This window comes from Actinoallomurus sp. NBC_01490 (assembly GCF_036227085.1).
Classification (GTDB): domain Bacteria; phylum Actinomycetota; class Actinomycetes; order Streptosporangiales; family Streptosporangiaceae; genus Actinoallomurus; species Actinoallomurus oryzae.
The window spans coordinates 6,280,078-6,294,774 of record NZ_CP109433.1 but is presented as its reverse complement, the minus strand read 5'-3'; the positions used below and the strand labels follow the sequence as shown (position 1 = coordinate 6,294,774).

General features: G+C 69.6%; 14 protein-coding genes and 2 pseudogenes. 6 read left to right on the top strand and 10 right to left on the bottom strand.

The genetic code is table 11. The features are described from left to right. Nucleotides 1-89 precede the first annotated feature (89 nt). The gene (gene ctaD / locus OG417_RS29395; protein ID WP_329235267.1) at nt 90-1,748 is read left to right on the top strand and encodes an aa3-type cytochrome oxidase subunit I; all 1,659 of its coding nucleotides are present in this window, start codon (nt 90-92) and stop codon (nt 1,746-1,748) included. 58 nt (nt 1,749-1,806) lie between these two features. On the opposite strand, the gene qcrB is transcribed toward ctaD, so the two are convergent. From qcrB to OG417_RS29375, 4 genes and pseudogenes are all read right to left on the bottom strand, one after another. Next, nucleotides 1,807-3,399, bottom strand: a complete 1,593-nt coding sequence (qcrB, locus tag OG417_RS29390) for a cytochrome bc1 complex cytochrome b subunit (RefSeq protein WP_329235261.1) — start codon at nt 3,397-3,399, stop codon at nt 1,807-1,809. Next, entirely contained in the window at nt 3,396-4,919 is a 1,524-nt protein-coding gene (gene hpnR, locus OG417_RS29385) for a hopanoid C-3 methylase HpnR (protein WP_329235258.1), read from the bottom strand. The genes qcrB and hpnR overlap by 4 nt, the downstream gene beginning before the upstream one ends. Before the next feature lie 249 nt (nt 4,920-5,168). Continuing rightward, nucleotides 5,169-5,489, bottom strand: a pseudogene (locus OG417_RS29380) (TlpA family protein disulfide reductase); the annotation flags it as partial. 12 nt (nt 5,490-5,501) lie between these two features. Next, nucleotides 5,502-6,563, bottom strand: a complete 1,062-nt coding sequence (locus OG417_RS29375; RefSeq protein WP_329235255.1) for a YVTN family beta-propeller repeat protein — start codon at nt 6,561-6,563, stop codon at nt 5,502-5,504. Between the two features lie 258 nt (nt 6,564-6,821). On the opposite strand from OG417_RS29375, the gene OG417_RS29370 reads away from it, so the two are divergent. Both OG417_RS29370 and OG417_RS29365 read left to right on the top strand, forming a co-directional pair. Then, a complete protein-coding gene (locus OG417_RS29370; RefSeq protein ID WP_329235252.1) occupies nt 6,822-7,259 on the top strand; it encodes an SPW repeat protein in 438 nt (145 codons plus the stop codon). Nucleotides 7,260-7,341: 82 nt separating this feature from the next. Further along, nucleotides 7,342-7,752, top strand: coding sequence for a phage holin family protein (locus OG417_RS29365; RefSeq protein ID WP_329235249.1), 411 nt, complete (start codon nt 7,342-7,344; stop codon nt 7,750-7,752). Nucleotides 7,753-7,846: 94 nt separating this feature from the next. On the opposite strand, the gene OG417_RS29360 is transcribed toward OG417_RS29365, so the two are convergent. From OG417_RS29360 to OG417_RS29345, 4 genes and pseudogenes are all read right to left on the bottom strand, one after another. Beyond that, the gene (locus OG417_RS29360) at nt 7,847-8,449 is read right to left on the bottom strand and encodes an NAD(P)H-dependent oxidoreductase (RefSeq protein ID WP_329235246.1); all 603 of its coding nucleotides are present in this window, start codon (nt 8,447-8,449) and stop codon (nt 7,847-7,849) included. After that, nucleotides 8,446-9,486 (bottom strand): annotated as a pseudogene (locus tag OG417_RS29355) (LLM class flavin-dependent oxidoreductase). The gene OG417_RS29360 and the pseudogene OG417_RS29355 overlap by 4 nt, the downstream one beginning before the upstream one ends. 221 nt (nt 9,487-9,707) lie before the next feature. Beyond that, entirely contained in the window at nt 9,708-9,956 is a 249-nt protein-coding gene (locus tag OG417_RS29350) for a MarR family transcriptional regulator (protein ID WP_329262696.1), read from the bottom strand. Between the two features lie 19 nt (nt 9,957-9,975). Continuing rightward, nucleotides 9,976-10,413 (bottom strand): hypothetical protein, encoded by a 438-nt coding sequence (locus OG417_RS29345; protein ID WP_329235242.1) that lies wholly within the window; start codon nt 10,411-10,413, stop codon nt 9,976-9,978. A gap of 155 nt (nt 10,414-10,568) precedes the next feature. Here OG417_RS29345 and OG417_RS29340 point away from each other — a divergent pair, with 155 nt between their 5' ends. Then, nucleotides 10,569-10,943, top strand: a complete 375-nt coding sequence (locus OG417_RS29340) for a VOC family protein (RefSeq protein WP_329262693.1) — start codon at nt 10,569-10,571, stop codon at nt 10,941-10,943. A 91-nt stretch (nt 10,944-11,034) separates the two neighbouring features. On the opposite strand, the gene OG417_RS29335 is transcribed toward OG417_RS29340, so the two are convergent. Continuing rightward, entirely contained in the window at nt 11,035-11,910 is an 876-nt protein-coding gene (locus OG417_RS29335) for an AraC family transcriptional regulator (protein ID WP_329235240.1), read from the bottom strand. Between the two features lie 142 nt (nt 11,911-12,052). On the opposite strand from OG417_RS29335, the gene OG417_RS29330 reads away from it, so the two are divergent. After that, nucleotides 12,053-12,871 carry an alpha/beta fold hydrolase gene (locus OG417_RS29330; RefSeq protein WP_329235238.1) on the top strand — a complete coding sequence of 273 codons (819 nt, stop codon included), beginning with the start codon at nt 12,053-12,055 and terminating at the stop codon, nt 12,869-12,871. On the opposite strand, the gene OG417_RS29325 is transcribed toward OG417_RS29330, so the two are convergent. After that, the gene (locus tag OG417_RS29325; protein WP_329235235.1) at nt 12,851-13,738 is read right to left on the bottom strand and encodes a MurR/RpiR family transcriptional regulator; all 888 of its coding nucleotides are present in this window, start codon (nt 13,736-13,738) and stop codon (nt 12,851-12,853) included. The two genes, OG417_RS29330 and OG417_RS29325, sit on opposite strands and share 21 nt — an antisense overlap. Before the next feature lie 51 nt (nt 13,739-13,789). Between OG417_RS29325 and OG417_RS29320 the strand changes: the two genes are divergently transcribed. Next, nucleotides 13,790-14,653 (top strand): DMT family transporter, encoded by an 864-nt coding sequence (locus OG417_RS29320; RefSeq protein WP_329235232.1) that lies wholly within the window; start codon nt 13,790-13,792, stop codon nt 14,651-14,653. The last annotated feature ends 44 nt before the right edge of the window (nt 14,654-14,697 follow it).

Below are 14,697 nucleotides of genomic sequence, written 5' to 3'. Positions count from 1 at the left end.
GCACGGCCAGGAGTTTGTTTTCGCGCATGCGTGGATGGAAAGACCTCCAGTGGCCGGTCCCCCGTTCGGCGTCCGCGGGGGAGGACGGTATGGATTCAGTCGAGGAGCAGGGGAGCCGGACGCCCACAGGGGAGGTTCTCGCCCGGCACTCGCTGGGCCGGCGGATCGGGGACGTCCTGGCGACGACCGACCACAAGATGGTCGGATACCTCTACCTGACCACGTCCTTCGCCTTCTTCCTCGCCGGTGGCCTGATGGCGATGCTCATCCGGGCACAACTGGTACGGCCGGGCCTGCATCTCGTCAGCGCGTACACCTACAACCAGCTGTTCACCATCCACGGCACGGTGATGCTGCTGCTGTTCGCCACCCCGACGTTCGCCGGGTTCGCCAACGTGCTCGTGCCCCTGCAGATCGGCGCGCCCGACGTGGCCTTCCCCCGGATGAACACCCTGAGCTACTACCTGTTCGCGTTCGGCGGCCTCATCGTGCTGGCCGGCTTCATCGCTCCGGACGGGGCGGCGGCCTTCGGCTGGTTCGCCTACCAGCCGCTGGCCGGTTCGGTCCGCTCGCCGGGCGTCGGCGGTGATCTGTGGGCGATGGGTCTCATCCTGTCCGGTGCAGGCACGATCATGACGAGCGTCAACCTCATCACCACGATCATCGGCATGCGAGCACCGGGCATGACGATGTTCCGGATGCCGATCTTCACCTGGAACAGCCTGTTCACCGCCATCCTGGTGCTGATGGCGTTCCCGGTGCTCACCGCGGCGCTCTTCGTCGTCGAGGCCGACCGCAAGCTCGGCGCGCACGTGTACGATCCCTCCAGCGGTGGCCCGATGCTGTGGCAGCACCTGTTCTGGTGGTTCGGCCATCCGGAGGTCTACATCGTCGCGTTGCCGTTCTTCGGCATCGTCACCGAGGTGATCCCGGTGTTCTCCCGCAAACCGGTGTTCGGATACATCGGCATGGTCGGTGCGACCATCGCGATCACCGGGCTGTCCATGGTGGTGTGGGCTCATCACATGTTCGCGACCGGCCAGGTGCTGCTGCCGTTCTTCTCGTCCATGTCGTTCCTCATCGCCATCCCGACGGGGATCAAGTTCTTCAACTGGACGGGGACGATGTGGCGGGGGCACCTGCGGATGGACACTCCGATGCTGTTCGCCGTCGGGTTCCTGGTCACGTTCCTGCTCGGCGGCCTGACGGGGGTGATCCTGGCGTCTCCGTCACTGGACTTCCACCTCACCGACTCCTACTTCGTCGTCGCGCACATGCACTACGTGCTGTTCGGCACCGTCGTGTTCGCGACGTTCGCCGGCTTCTACTACTGGTGGCCGAAGATGACCGGAAAGATGCTCGGTGAAAAGTGGGGGAAGGTTCACTTCTGGACGTTGTTCATCGGTTTCCAGATGACCTTCCTGATCCAGCACTGGCTCGGAGCGATGGGGATGCCCCGGCGTTACTTCGACTACCCGAAGAGCTTCGCCATTTACCACATGATCTCATCGATCGGAGCCTTCATCCTCGGCGCCTCCACGTTCGCGTTCTTGTGGAACGTCTGGCGTACCCACCGCAGGGCGCCCACCGTGGACGTGGACGACCCCTGGGAGTTCGGGGCGTCCCTGGAGTGGACCACGTCGTGCCCGCCGCCCAGGCACAACTTCCATTCCCTCGCCCGGATCCGCTCTGAGCGGCCGGCCATCGACCAGCGCTATCCGTACCTCCAGAGCGGAACCGGAGAATAGGCATCGGCGTGTTCGCCCCGCCGGCGAGGTCGCCGGACGGAACCGCCGGACCGTCCGGTCAGTCGGGACGTTTCTCCAGTTCCCGCCGCTCTTCGGGCGTGGGTGTCTCGGCGGCGTACTTGGTGTAGGCCTGGTTCAGGCGGGCCTGGATCTGCGCGATGATCCGGTTCGGCGTGGGCAGCGGGATGATGTGCCGGGGGAGCGGCCTGACGAGCTCGTCGGGATGTACGGCTTGGGCGATCATGGCCTGCTCGGGTCTCGGGCGATCGTGAACTTCGATGTACTCCCCGGTGGGCAGGCGTTTGATGATGCCGCTTTCGACGCCCTCCTCGACCGCCTGGGCGTCGGAGCGTTGCAGCGACAGGCATATGCGCCGGGTGACGACGAAGGCGATCACAGGAAACACGAAGAAGCCGATGCGGAAGAACCAGGTGGTGTATTCGAGTGGGATTTTGAAGACCTTGGCGATGACGTCGTTGCCGCCGGCGGCCCACAGGTTGCCGTACCAGGTGATGACGGCCATGCCCAGGGCGGTGCGGGTGGGGGCGTTGCGGGGGCGGTCGCACAGGTGGTGCGGCCGGTGGTCTCCGGTCACCCACCGTTCGAAGAACGGGTAGAGCGCGATGAGGGTGAAGAAGGCCATGGGGAGAAGGACGGCGGGCACGAGGGCGTTCCAGGCGATCGTGTGCCCGGCGAAGCTCCAGGAGATCCGTGGCATGAGCCGCAGGGAGCCCTCCAGGAACCCGACGTACCAGTCCGGCTGTGAGCCGAAGGAGACCACGCTGGGCCGGTAGGGCCCGTACAGCCAGATCGGGTTGATCTGCAGCCACGCGGCGAGCAGGGTGATCAGCCCGGCGACGTACAGCTGGAACGCGATCGTGTGCGTGAGGAACTGCGGGAAGGTCGGGGAGCCGACGACGTTGTGGCCGGTCCTCTTCGGCCCCGGCCACTGGGTGTGCTTCTGGTGCCAGATGATCATCAAGTGGGCGGTGATCAGGGCGATGAGGATTCCGGGGATCAGCAGGATGTGGACGGTGAACAGGCGGGGGATGAACTGGTGCCCGGGGAACTCACCGCCGAAGACGAAAAAGCTCAGATATGTCCCCACGATCGGTATGGACAGCAGGATGCCCTGGAAGATGCGGAGGCCGGTGCCCGACAGCAGGTCGTCCGGCAGAGAGTAGCCGCCGAATCCTTCCGCCACGGCCAGCGCGAACAGCGTGGTGCCGATCAGCCAGTTGATTTCGCGGGGTTTGCGAAAGGCGCCGGTGAAGAAGATCCGCATGAGGTGCACGCAGATCGCGGCGACGAACAGGACCGCCGCCCAGTGATGGATCTGCCGCACCAGCAGTCCGCCACGGACGTCGAAGGAGATATGGATGGTCGAGGCGTACGCCTCGCTCACCTTTGCTCCGCGGAGCAGCGCGTACGACCCGTCGTAGACGGTGTCCTCTTCCGACGGTTTGAAGAACAGCGACAGGAAGACCCCGGTGAGGACCAGCAGTATGAAGGAGTACAGGGCGATCTCGCCCAGCAGGAAGGACCACTGCTCGGGAAAGACCTTGCGGATGTTGCGTCGCAGGAAGGCCGCGCTGCCCAGCCGTTCGTCCAGAGCACGCTCGGAATCGACCATCAGGGCGCGTTTGTTCACAGTCTCTCCGGCCCGTTGTGCCGTTCGTCGGCGGACGTGGCGGGGCGGGGCGGCCGCTGGTGGATGTAGAGGTCCCGCCGGTCGGAAGAGCCGAGTAGACGGCGGTCGGGCAGCGGGAGTTCGTATCGGACCGCCCGCAGGTGGTCCCCGTACTGGCGGTCGGCGTTGTAGACGGAGTGGAATTTCCAGATCGAGGTGGCGAAGTTGGTCTGCCCGCGCAGGAGCCGGCGGCCGATGAGGCCGAGCGTCTTGGCCGCGGCGGCCAGTCCGAGGTGCTTCCGGTTCATCACCGACTGGGTCTTGACCAGTTCACGGTAGAACTCTTGGAGGGGGAGCGCGGTGGGCACCACGGCGTGCTGGATGTCGAAGAGCCGGTAGTCGCGCGAGGTGAGCTTGCGGGATTCGGTGTGCCAGATCTCGGTGCCGGGGTAGGGCGTCATCACGGTGAGGTTGACGATCTCCGGCACGGACAGCGCCCACTCGCGCACCAGGCGGAACTGCTTGGCGTCCCAGCGCGGATCCACGATCAGGTTGACCGCGACGGTCAGGCCCATTCCCCGCGCCAGCTCCAGGGCCTTGAGGTTCTGGTCCGGGTTGGTGCGCTTGCGGTACAGGTCGAGGCCGTCCTCGTCGAGGGCCTCCATCCCCAGGAACATGTAGTTCAGGCCGAGCCGCCGCCAGCGCCGGAACACCTCGGGGTGGCGTAGCAGGACGTCGGCACGCGTCTCCAGGTAGTACTCCTTCCTGACCTTCCGCTTCTCCAGCTCGGCGGCGATCGCGTCGCCGTGCTCAGGCCGGATGAAGGCGACGTCGTCGACGATGAACAGCCCGGGCTCGCGGATCGAGGCGACCTCTTCCGCGGCCGCCTGCGGTGACACCTTCCGGTAGCTGCGCCCGTAGAACGTCCACGCGCTGCAGAACGAGCAGTCCCACGGGCAGCCGCGGGTGAACTCGATCGACGCGGCAGGGTCGAGTACGCCGATGAAGTACTTGTCGCGGCGGCGGGTCAGATCGCGTGCCGGCCGCGGTTCGTCCAGGCTGTCCAGCAGCAGGGGCGGCTTGTGGCAGGTGCCCTCGGGGGTCACCACGCCCGGTACGTCGGTGAGCCCGCCGTCGCGGGCGGCGGCCAGCAGCAGTGGCGTCGCGACCTCGCCCTCACCGCGCAGCACCGCGTCCAGCGCACCGTCGGCCTGCTCGATCACGTGCCCGGCGATGAAGGACACGCTGTGCCCGCCGGCGAACACGAAACAGCGCGGCGTCAGGCGTTTGATCTGCCTGGCCAGATCCAGCACTTCGGGGACGTTCGCCAGATAGTTCAGGCCGAACCCCACGGCCTCCGGCTCGAACTCGCGCAGCTGCCGGTACAGGGCGCGGTGGGAGAAGATCTGCAGGTCCAGCAGCCGTACCTCGTGGCCCGCGGCGCGGACCGCGGCCGCCACCCGTTCGAGGCCCAACGGCTCCAGCCGAAGGAAGATCTCCGAGTACATCAGGCCGCTCGGTTGGACCAGTAGGGTGCGCATCAGATCCTTCGCTTGGGCCGAACCCCGATCGGCGATGCCGCCCGCATCGCACAGCAGCCTGCTACCCGAATCCCCCGACATTGAATCGAAGCCCGCGTGCGGCAGAGCCGCGCGTACGGCGAGACGGCGCGGCTTCCCGGCCCGCCGCTCCCGCGGGGCTTTCGCGGGCGGTGCGAGCGCCCGGCGAGGTCGCCGGCGCGTCAGGGGATTTTTCCTCCTCGGGTACCGAGCCTTTCCCGTTCGCCGAGGTCAGGGCCCGGCTTCCCGCAGCCGGGCCGGAGCGAGGAGCTCCTCCACGGCGGCGTTGAGCTCGGCCGGTTCGGTCACGCCCACCGTACGCACGATGCCGTGCTCGTCGACGAGGACGTTCGTGGGGATGCCGCGGATGCCGAGCCGGCTCGCGTACTGGCCGGTCTCGTCCAGCAGCACCGTGCCGTCGATCTGCCACACCTGCGTGAAGTGCAGTGCCTCACCGCGGGCGTCGACGCTCTCCCAGACGTTGATGCAGATGATCTCCAGCCCCGACCGGGCCGTACGGCGGCGCAGCTCCTCGATGACCGGCGCCTCCGCGTTACAGGGGCCTCACCAGCTGGCGAAGAAGTTGATCACGTACTTCTTCTCCGCCCACTCCCGTGTCGTGCGAATCCGGCCGGTGTGCAGGTCCGGCAGCGCGAAGTCGGGAAGGCGCCGCCCGACCGCCGGATGCGTGGCGGGCCGGTCCGGGCCGGCCAGCCAGGGCCGGTCCACGACGGTGAGCGTTCCGCTGCCGGCGTTCGAGACCAGCAGCCGGCCCGTCACCGGGTCCACGGCACAGTCACCGGGGCCCCGCCCGACCGCGATCCGGTGCGTCTCGGAGCCGTCGCGGGCGTCCAGCACACTGACCGTGCCGGCTCCTCGATTGCACACGTACACGTGGCGGCCGTCGCCGGAGGTGGTCAGGCCCACCGGGGCGCGTTCCACCGGGATCCGGTCACGGATTCGCCCGTCCGCGAGCGAGATCCGCATCACCATGTTCTCCAGGGAGTTCGCCACATACAGCTGGTCGGTGACCGCGTCGGCGACGACCTTGCAGGGCCCGCGCCCCACACCGATGCGCCCCAGCGGCCGCAGCGTGGCCGCGTCGAAGACCGTCAGCGACGCGGCCATGAAGTTCGCGCAGTACCCCCGGCCACGCCGCAGGTCGATCGCGATACTGCCCGCACCGAGCTCGGCGGGGATCGTCCCGACCGGCATCAGCCGGTCGACGTCGACCACGCTGATCGTGGACGCGGCGGTGTCGCCGCAGAAGATCCGCCGCAGGCCGGGGTGGTACCCCAGTCCCGCGGGGTAGGCGCCGACAGGGATCTGGGTAAGCCGCTCGCCGGTACGGGCGTCGAGCACGGTGACGGTGTCGGACCGGGCGTCGGCGGTGAACAACCGCTCGGTCGGGGCGTCGAAGATGATCGGGATCGGCTCCCGTCCCACCGGCGCCTGCCAGATCGTCGTATGCCGCTCCAGGTCGAGAGCGGTGACCGCGTCGCTGCGGGCGCACGCCACGAAGGCGCGGCGTCGCCGCGTGTCGATCGCGATCGCTTCCGGCCCCATGCCCACGGGCAGCTGGGTCAGGACGCGATGGAGCAGACCCGGCCCGAACGCATCCGCCATCGGCTCTCCCGGGTCCATAATCGTACGCTTTGCCTCTCGCCGAGCAGCGCAAACAAGGTGGCAGGCAAAGACCACGGCGATCGTCTCGCGGCGGCGGTCGCCCGGCGGCCCTGCCCGTACTTACCACGTACGCCCTGGTCACTCCACCGATCCGGGGTATGGGGTGAGGAGAGATGATGGCGAGGATGAGTCAGGGGGCTCATCTCCTTTTGGAAGAAGGCGATCGGAATGGCTGGTTACTCTCGCCATTCTTCGGGGATGGCAGGGCATCCCGACGCAGCCGAGATGCGCGAACGCTACGCACGGCTGGTCGAGGGCCGCCGGATGGAGATGCTCGAGGGTCTGGTCCTGATGACCGGTCTGTACCTGGCCATCTCACCGTGGGTCATCCATTTTCACACCGGCAACATGAACACGGTGAACAACCTCATCATCGGCATCGCGCTCGCCGTGATCGGTCTGGGCCTGGCGTTGGTTCCGGAGCGGACGCGCGGGCTGGCGTGGTTGATCGTTCCGCTCGGGGTCTGGATGATCATTTCGTCCTGGGTGGTCTCCGCCGGGCACGGCGCCCGGGCGGGCATCGTCGCCAACAATGTCGCGGTCGGTTTCGTCACCCTCGCTCTGGGGCTTGCGGCCGTCGCGATGATGGCCAGGCACCGTCGCGGCCGAGCCCGTGCGGCCACCGCGATGCGGTAGCCGGGACCACCGGGCCTCACGGACACACCTTCGTGAGGCCCCACCCGGGCCATGGCGCGAAAGAGTTGGAGAGGAGCCGGCGATGAGTGAGTCGGGATCCGAGCGGCCGGCCGACATGACGATCGCGGAGTTGCTCGAGCGGCTGACCGAGCAGACGTCCCAGCTCGTGCGTCAGGAGGTCCGGCTCGTCCGGGACGAGCTCATGACCAAGGCGACCCGGGCCGGTATGGGGACGATGCTGCTGGGAGGCTCGGGCGCGCTCGCGGCGTACGGTACGGGAGCCGTCGTGGCCGGGGTGATCGCCGCGGTCGCACGCGAACTCCCGCCGTGGGCCGCGGCCCTGCTCGTCGGCGGCGGGTTGCTGTCGGCGAGCGGGGCGCTGGCTCTGCTCGGCCGGCGGGAACTGCGCCGCGCGTTTCCGCTGGTGCCGGAGGAGGCCGCCGCACATGTGAGGGCCGATGCCCAGGCGGTCGCGGAGGGCGCGAGGGCATAGCCGGTCGCCACCGCCCCGGGCGCAGGTGCGAGAGCGGGGACGCCGTGGTGACGTCCGCGTGGCGGCACCCCGTCCGGGGGCGTGTGGTTCCTGGTCAGGGTGCGCCCGTGGCTCGGGCGTGCAGCAGGTCCTTCACGTCGGTCAGGGCCAGCTGGATCCGGCCGTGGACCCGTGGGTTGAGCAGGACGGTTCCGTCGAAGTCGCCGGCGGAGGCGAAGATCGCCACGGGGACGGTCAACGCCTGGAAGAAGGCGAAGAGCGGACGCAGGGCATGCTCCAGGACGAGCGCGTGGTGCTCGCCCCCGCCCGTCGCGACGAGCATGACGAGCTTGTTGGCGAGCGCGTACTGATCGACGAGATCGAAGAAGTGCTTGAACAGCCCGGGGTAGGAGCCCCGGTACACCGGTATCGCGGCGATCAGCAGATCGGCGTTCTCGGCCAGCCGGAGAGTGGCCTCGACGCCGGGCGTGACGTCGTCGCGCTCGACCGCCCCGGTGAACTCCTCGCCGAGCGCGTAGACGTCGATCCGGGACGTCTCGACGGGGAGCATCCCCGCCAGCGTCTCGAGGACGACGTCCACGAGGCCCATCGTCTTGGACGGGCGGCTCGGGCTGCCGTTGACCACCACGACTCGCAGTGCCGGTCCGGCCGCGGATGCGGCCGGACCTGCGCCGATGACGGATGGGGCCGTGGTCATGCCGGCACCCCCGCGGTCGCAGCGGTCTCACGGCGTACGACGGGCGCGACCTCGGTGCCGAGCCGCTCGATCGCCTCGAGGTGCTCCTTCTGCGGCATCCCCCCGAAACCCATCTGGATGATGGCGCGGTTGATGCCGTACAGCTCGTGGTAGGTGAGCAGCTTGTTGATGACCTCCTGCGTGCTGCCCACCAGCAGGCCGGATCCCGGCGACGCCTGCGCGTCGAACGCGGCCCGGGAGAGCTGGAAGCCCGCGCCTCGCTGGTGGTTGTTCTCCATCATCCCCTTCGCGAAATAGGGATACATGGTCTCCCGCGCCTCCTGGCTCGTACGCCCCACGTACCCGTGCGCGTTGATGCTGATCGGCAGCGCGGCCGGGTCGTGCCCGGCCTTCTCGGCGGACGCGCGGTACAGCTCTACGGTCGGCTGGTGGAAGGTCACCGGTCCCAGCAGGAGCGCCAGCGCCATCGGCAGTCCGAGCGTGCCGGTGCTGACCGCTGAGGCGGGCGAGCCGCCGACCCCCACCCAGATCGGGATGGTGTCGCCGTCGGCGCGGGGTGCGATGTCGGCGGCGACCAGGGGAGCGCGGAAGCGCCCGGACCAGGTGAGCGGGTTCTGCTCGCGGATCCTCAGCAGCAGGTCGAGCTTCTCGCGGAAGAGATCCGCATAGTCCTTCAGGTCGTATCCGAAAAGCGGGAAGGACTCGGTGTACGAGCCACGGCCGGCGATGATCTCGGCACGGCCGGCCGACAGCAGGTCGATCGTCGCGAACTGCTCCTAGACGCGTACGGGGTCCTCCGAGCCGAGCACGGTGACCGAACTCGTCAGCCGGATGCGCTCGGTCGCCTCGGCCGCGGCGGCCAGCAGGATCGTCGGCGCCGACCCGACGAAGTCGGTGCGGTGATGCTCGCCGACGCCGAACACGTCGAGGCCCACCTCGTCGGCGACCCGCGCCTGCTCGATCGTCTCCCGCACGCGCCGGCGCGGCGATGGCCGCCGCCCTGTGATGGGATCCTCCGTCACTTCGCCAAAGGTCATGATCCCGATCTCGAACGTCATCTGTCGTTCCTCTCTGCCGGGCCGGGTCCCTCACCCGCGGCACATCGGCATAAAGTTATCTGCACAGGCAGGTATTCCCCGCCGTACCTGTCCGCGTGAGGAGGATCGCGCCGACGCTTCGGACGAACCGTGCCGTGAACGCCCGGGGGAGCGGCCCGTTCGAGCTCGTCGTTCCGGGGTTGAACGACGGGCCGGGTGAACTACTGCGGTTCGACCGCCAGCCGGTCCCAGATGTCGGCAAGACGGCGGAGATCGTCATCGTCGAGCCGGTCGAGGAAGAGCCTGTGGAGGTCGCGGTACTGCCGGCTCCAGGCCTTGCGCAACAGGGCGCGCCCCTCCCGGGTCAGGGTCACCTCGAAACCGCGGCCGTCGACGGCTGACCGCCGCCGCTCGATGAGCCCACGGCGCTCCAGGCGGTCGGCGAGACGTGTGAACCCGCCGGTGGACATCAGGCGCAACTCACCACCGTCAGCCGCCAGGACAGTCGCAGCGTCCGCCGCTGAAGCAGGGGCAGTAGGGCGCCGGCGGCGGTGGTGCGGGCCGGTGCACCTGGAGCTGCCGCATCTCGTGCAGAGCCGCGATGCCCGCCGTACCGGCATAGGCGACCCCTGGCAGCACGCCCAGGACGACGAACAGGATGGCGGCGACCTTCCGGCCGAACGACCCGCAGATCACGGTCGCCAGCAGCGGGAACCCGACCGCGCAGCCGACCGAGGCGAGAAGGAGCCGGTCGGAGCCGATCGCGTCGTGCGGATCGATCTCGCAGTCCTCCAGGCAGAATCGGATGCGGACGACGGCCGCCATGAACCCGATCGTCCCGCCCAGCCAGGCAAGAGTGAGCAGACCGACGATCAGGCCTACCGCGGGGTGCGCCGTTCCGCGTTTCTGCGCGCGTTCATCCGTCACAGGGGAATGGTGGAACGCCGACCGCGGCCCGACGAGAGTAGGAATACTCAGATCGGCCGAAACCGGCCCCGGCGACGCCGGGTGCCCACCGCGTCGCGACCTCTGAGTCGGTTGAGCATTGGCCGCGTGCGGTCGATGCCCGTAGGGTGCCGATCATGGCTTCTCGCATTTCCGAATTGGTGATCAAGTGCCGGGATCCGCAACGGCTGGCGGCGTTCTGGTGCGAGGCGCTGGGCTTCGTCGTGCTCGAGACCGGCGACGACGGCGTGGTGGAGGTCGGACCGGAAGAAGGGTTCGGCGGACTGCAGCCGACTCTGATCTTCATTCCCGTCACCGAGCCCGAGGCGGTCGGCCTGCGGCTGCACTTCGACGTCAACGCCACCGACCGCGATCAGGACGCCGAGCTCGAACGCCTCCTGAAGCTCGGGGCGCGTCCGGCCGACATCGGCCAGACCGGTGAGGAGCCCTGGCACGTCCTGGCCGATCCCGAAGGCAACGTTTTCTGTCTCCTGCGCGCCCGCCTGAGCTGAGCATCGGCTCGGACCGGCGAACGCCGGAACCACGTCCTCAGAGCACGCGCGACGACGTGTCGTTTCACGGCAGCGGCGCCCGTGAAGGACGTCAGGCGCTGTCCGGGCGGTACGCGGCGCGCCAGACGGCGGGTGGCGTGCCGGCCTGGCGCCGGAAGAACGTCGTGAAGTTGCCGACGTCCCCGAAGCCGAGGCGCCGGGCGCAGCCGCCGACCGGCAGGTCGGTGTGGGCGAGCAGTCTTTTGGCCTCCAGCAGGATGCGCTGGTCGAGGAACGCCTTGGCGCCGGTGCCGGCGGCGGCACGCGTCGCCCGGGTGAGGGTGCGCACGTCATAGCCCAGTGCCTGCGCGTAGTCGGTCACGTGGTGCCAGTCGGTGAAGTGCTCCTCGACGGCGGCACGGAAGGCGCGGAACACCTCGGTGTGCCGGCTGCCGGCGCTCGTCGCGCCGGCCGGGGGCGGAGTGCCGGGGAGTGTGCGCAGGATCAGTGCCGCCAGCAGGTGGGAGAGCAGCGCGGGAGATGCCAGGTGTGGTGTCCGCACCGCTGCGTCGTGCTCGCGCCCGAGATGTTCGGCCGCGAGCAGGGCGAGGGACAGGCGCTGCCGGTCCAGGTGCCAGCACGCCGACGCGGCGGCCTCTGACGCGGTGAGGCCGGGAAGGAAGCCGGGCCGGAAGAGGACCAGCGGGCCGTCGCAGGCGTCGACGTCGCTCCAGCGGTGCACCATGCCCGGCCGGATCCACACGACGCCGCCTTCCCCCAGCCGGTAGCTGTGGAAGTCCGCCTCGTGGGTGCCGGTGCCGGAGCCGACCAGCGCGAACACGTGGAAGTCGGGGCGTTGCGGCCGTACGCGGCGGCGGTGGACGTCCATCGAGCGCAGCGCCGCGAAACTGAGGACCTCCACCCCGTACGCCGAGCCGACGGCGGGCAGATAGCGCAGCTGCCGTACGGCGCTGTGTCCGTTTTTCACAACGAACGTGTTCCTTTCCGCCAAGGAGTGGGCCTCGCCCGCGCCTACTGTCACGGCTGAGCCTGGCAGGCAGGTTATCGATTCACGGCTACGGCGCGACGGCGGAGGCCGCCTTCCGCAGCCGACGGGGAAGGACGCGATGATGACGGAAACGACAACGACGGTTCCCGTGGCGGGCGGGGCTCTCGACGTGCGCGTCGGGGGCCGTACCGGACCGGCGCTGGTGTTCGTCCACTACTGGGGCGGCTCGGCCGACACCTGGAACGGCGTGCTCGGCCACCTGCCGCCGGGGCAGGCGACGGTCCGCTTCGACCAGCGCGGCTGGGGCACCTCGCGGGCGTTGCCCGGGCCCTACCACCTCGGCCGGCTCGCCGACGACCTCGCCCGTGTGGTCGAGACGCGCGTGCCGGGGCCGTTCGTCCTCGTCGGCCACTCGATGGGCGGCAAGGTGAGCCAGCTCTTCGCGGCCCGCCGGCCGGCCGGGCTGGTCGGCCTGGTGCTCGTCGCGCCCGCGCCGCCGCGGCCGCCCGCCACGGTGACCGAGGAGTACCGGCAGGGCCTGTCACACGCTTACGATTCGCCCGAGACGGTGCAGCACGCCCTCGACCACGTCCTGACCGCCACGCCGCTGCCCGGGACCGTACGGGCCACCGCGGTGCGCGACAGCCTCGCCGCCGGCGCCGAGGCACGGCACGAGTGGCCGCTGCGCGGAATCGCGCAGGACATCACAGACGCCGTACGGGACATAGATGTCCCGGTGACGGTGCTGGCCGCGGAGAACGACGTGGTGGAGCCGCCGCGCGTCTTGCGCGACCACCTGCTGCCCCACATCCCGCACGCGACCCTGACCACGGTCCCCGACGCCGGCCACCTGCTGCCCGCGGAAGCCCCCGGTGCCGTCGCGACCGCCATCGGCGACCTCCTCACGGCGGTTCGGAGCTCAGCGACTGAGGGCCTGTGAGATGTCGGCGGCGACGCCGAGCGCGTGCTGGGCCCGCGCCGGGTCGGCGAGGCTGATCGCGACGTGGAGGATGTCGACGACCGCCAGGTGGGCCAGCCGGCTGCTCGACGCGGCCAGGTGCAGGCCGAGGTCGGGGCCGCCCGCGACGAGGAGCGCGGTGGCTCGGTCCGCGAGCGGTGAGGAGGCGAAACTGGTGATCGCCACGACGCTCGCACCGGCGCTCGACGCGGCGTCGGCGACGGTGAGCGTCTCGGCGCTGTGGCCGGAGTGGCTGATCACCACCAGCGCCGAGTCCGGCTTCAGCAGTCGTGCCTGGAGTTGCGCGGTGCGCGCGTCGCGCGGGGCGCTGACCCGGCATCCGATGGCGGTCCACCGGTAGGCGGCGTCGGCGGCGGGTGCGGCCGACGTCCCCACGCCGAAGACGAGGATCGTCTCGGCGGAGGCCAGCAGCGCGGCGGCACGGCCGAGTTCCTCCGGGTCGACCGTCGCGCGCATCGCGCCGATGGTGTCGGCGTGACTGGCCAGCACCAGCTCGCAGATCTCGTCCACGGTGGACGTGCCGGTCAGCTCCTCGGGTGGCCTCGAGCCGGACCGCAGCAGGGCGAGGTCCTTCACCAGCGCGCGCTTGAGGTCGCCGAACCCCTCGAACCCCGCGGCGCGGGCCGCCCGTACGACGGTGGCCGGGGAGACACCGGCTCGCTCGGCGACCTCCCCGGTGGTCGCCGACTGCACGAAGGCCGAGTCCTCCAGCACCAGCCGCATCACCTTCGCGTCGCTGGGCCGCAGCCCGGGCAACAGGGTCGCGATCGTGGCGCGCAGGCCCCCGGCGACGTCCACGTGCCCGCCGGCACCGGTATTGGAAACCATGTTTCTCATGATAACTTCAACTGGAAATCGGATTTCCAGGAAGGCCGCCGCGTGCACGTCGTCTCGCTCGGGCTGCTGTTCAGCGCCTCCGCCCTGCACGCCGCCTGGAACTTCGCCGCCAAGCGGGTCGGCGCCGGCGGGGCGGTGTTCGTCTGGTGCTACTACACGATCTCGGCGGCGCTCTGCCTGCCCGTCGCGATCGGGAACCTGTTCGTTCAGAATGTGCGGCCGCAGTGGTGGTGGGTCGTGGCCGCGGCCGGCACGGCGGTGTTGCACGTCGGCTACGGCGTGATCTTGCAACGCGGCTACGCGGTCGGTGACATGTCGGTGGTGTACCCGCTGGCCAGAGGCACCGGGCCGCTGCTGTCGGTGGTCGTCGCCGTGCTGTTGCTCGGGGAGCATCCGGGGGTGGTCGGGCTGCTCGGGGTCGCCGCCGTCGTGCTCGGGGTATGCGTGATCAGCCTCAATCCGGCCGCGGGCGGCGGCGGGCGGCGACTCGCCAGCGTGGTCTACGGCGTGCTGACCGGCGCGGCGATCGCCGGCTACACCCTGTGGGACGACCGCTCGGTCAGCGCCTCGGCGATACCGCCGATCCTGTACTTCACCGCCGGTTGCGTGGGGCAGAGCGCGATGCTCACGCCGTACGCGCTCGCCCGCAGGCGCGAGGTCGCTCGCCTGTGGCGTGCTCACTGGCGGGAGACGCTGGTCGTCGCGGTGCTGTCGCCGTTGGCCTACCTGCTGGTGCTGTTCGCGATGCGGACCACGCCGGTCAGCGTGGTCGCCCCGGTCCGTGAGCTGAGCATCGTCATCGGCAGTCTCGTGGCGTGGCGCGTGCTCGGCGAGCCCAATCCGGTGCGCCGGCTCGTGGGGGCCGCGATCGTGTTGTCCGGGATCGTGGGTATCGCCGTGGGCTGAGACACGCCCTCGGCCACGGGCGTACACCGCGTCTCACGGCGCAG

Coding starts and splice junctions, on each gene's coding strand:
- ctaD (WP_329235267.1), top strand. CDS start 90: ATGGATTCAGTCGAGGAGCAGGGGAGCCGGACGCCCACAGGGGAGGTT.
- hpnR (WP_329235258.1), bottom strand. CDS start 4,919: ATGCGCACCCTACTGGTCCAACCGAGCGGCCTGATGTACTCGGAGATC.
- OG417_RS29375 (WP_329235255.1), bottom strand. CDS start 6,563: ATGGCGGATGCGTTCGGGCCGGGTCTGCTCCATCGCGTCCTGACCCAG.
- OG417_RS29370 (WP_329235252.1), top strand. CDS start 6,822: ATGGCAGGGCATCCCGACGCAGCCGAGATGCGCGAACGCTACGCACGG.
- OG417_RS29365 (WP_329235249.1), top strand. CDS start 7,342: ATGAGTGAGTCGGGATCCGAGCGGCCGGCCGACATGACGATCGCGGAG.
- OG417_RS29360 (WP_329235246.1), bottom strand. CDS start 8,449: ATGACCACGGCCCCATCCGTCATCGGCGCAGGTCCGGCCGCATCCGCG.
- OG417_RS29350 (WP_329262696.1), bottom strand. CDS start 9,956: ATGTCCACCGGCGGGTTCACACGTCTCGCCGACCGCCTGGAGCGCCGT.
- OG417_RS29340 (WP_329262693.1), top strand. CDS start 10,569: ATGGCTTCTCGCATTTCCGAATTGGTGATCAAGTGCCGGGATCCGCAA.
- OG417_RS29330 (WP_329235238.1), top strand. CDS start 12,053: ATGACGGAAACGACAACGACGGTTCCCGTGGCGGGCGGGGCTCTCGAC.
- OG417_RS29325 (WP_329235235.1), bottom strand. CDS start 13,738: ATGGTTTCCAATACCGGTGCCGGCGGGCACGTGGACGTCGCCGGGGGC.